This is a genomic window from Rhodococcus sp. P4_B6 (assembly GCF_056402215.1).
Genome location: NZ_JBFUHV010000455.1, coordinates 1 through 1,090, shown reverse-complemented (window position 1 = coordinate 1,090; position 1,090 = coordinate 1). Strand labels below are relative to the sequence as shown.

The following is a 1,090-nucleotide window of genomic DNA, read 5'->3' as shown; positions in this document are numbered from 1 at the left end:
ACGCAACCCGTGCTGCACACACGACGCCGCGGTCAGGTGGGCAGTGTATTCCCCACCCCGGTCCGAATGCAGGATCGTCTCGCGACACCGCCCACCGCGCGTGGCCACGGCTCGATCGATGGCGGTGGTGACCATCTCGGCGCTGATGTGATTAGCAATGCTGTATCCCAACACCTTCCGTGAATGACCGTCCCGGATCGCACACAAGAACATGTCCCCCTCACCGCACGTGAGGTAGGTGATGTCGGTAAACCAGACCGCATCGAGCCGGCCCCGATCGAAGTGCCGCTCGATCAGATCCGGCGGGAACGACGCCTGCGGATCGACCACCGTSGTCKTGACCTTGAACGTGCGCGGGCTGATGCCCTCCACACCGAGCGAGGCCATGATCTTGGCCACRGTCTTGGCGTTCACCACCTCACCACGCGCCCGCAACTCGGCCGTGACCCGCGGCGACCCGTAGGTACCCTTCGATTCCCGGTGGATCTCGACGATCTTGACTTCGAGGTCGGCGCGACGCTGTTGCCTCGGCGTCAACACCGTGGCGACTCTGCGCTTGACGTACTGGTAGTAGCCCGATGTGGACACCTCCAGCAGTCTCGCCATCCGCAGGATCGARAACCGTTCACCTTCCGGCGCGGCGGTGCCGGCGGTCTCTTCGATGTTGTCGGGGCCGGCGTACTTGGCCATCAGATCGAACCGGGTCGGTTCTTCTGCATCGCGGCAAAGTACGCCGAAGCTTTTACCAGGAAAGCGTTGTCCTTCTCGAGTTCGCTTACCTGCCTTCGCAATCGGAGTAGCTCGGCGTGTTCGGCCGCGTCCAAAGGCTTCTCTCCGTGGGACTCTGCGGCGGCGATTCTGCGCCGCTCGAGTTTGACCCATTCACCCAACAGACTCTCGTTGAGGCCGAGTTCTCGGGCGACCTCTGCGATGGTGCGACCGGAGTCGATCACCCGGTGGGCAGCCTCGACCTTGTACTCGGTCGTGAACGACCGACGCTTGCGAGGGGGCATACGGACATCCTTCCAGCGGGACCGGTGTCCCGCCAAGTCGGTGTCCACTTTCCGGGGGGAACCTCAGGGGAACCTCA

General features: G+C 63.4%; 2 protein-coding genes. Both read right to left on the bottom strand.

The features are described 5' to 3' along the window. The coding region (locus AC1DWT_RS51510) for an IS3 family transposase (protein ID WP_477926307.1) at positions 1-690 on the bottom strand (690 nt) is incomplete at its 3' end. Further along, positions 690-1,013 carry a transposase gene (locus AC1DWT_RS51505; protein ID WP_072951788.1) on the bottom strand — a complete coding sequence of 108 codons (324 nt, stop codon included), beginning with the start codon at positions 1,011-1,013 and terminating at the stop codon, positions 690-692. The genes AC1DWT_RS51505 and AC1DWT_RS51510, both read right to left, overlap by 1 nt. Positions 1,014-1,090: the final 77 nt, after the last annotated feature.

Excerpts from the sequence above, each read along its gene's own strand:
- AC1DWT_RS51505 (WP_072951788.1), bottom strand. The coding sequence starts at position 1,013 with ATGCCCCCTCGCAAGCGTCGGTCGTTCACGACCGAGTACAAGGTCGAG.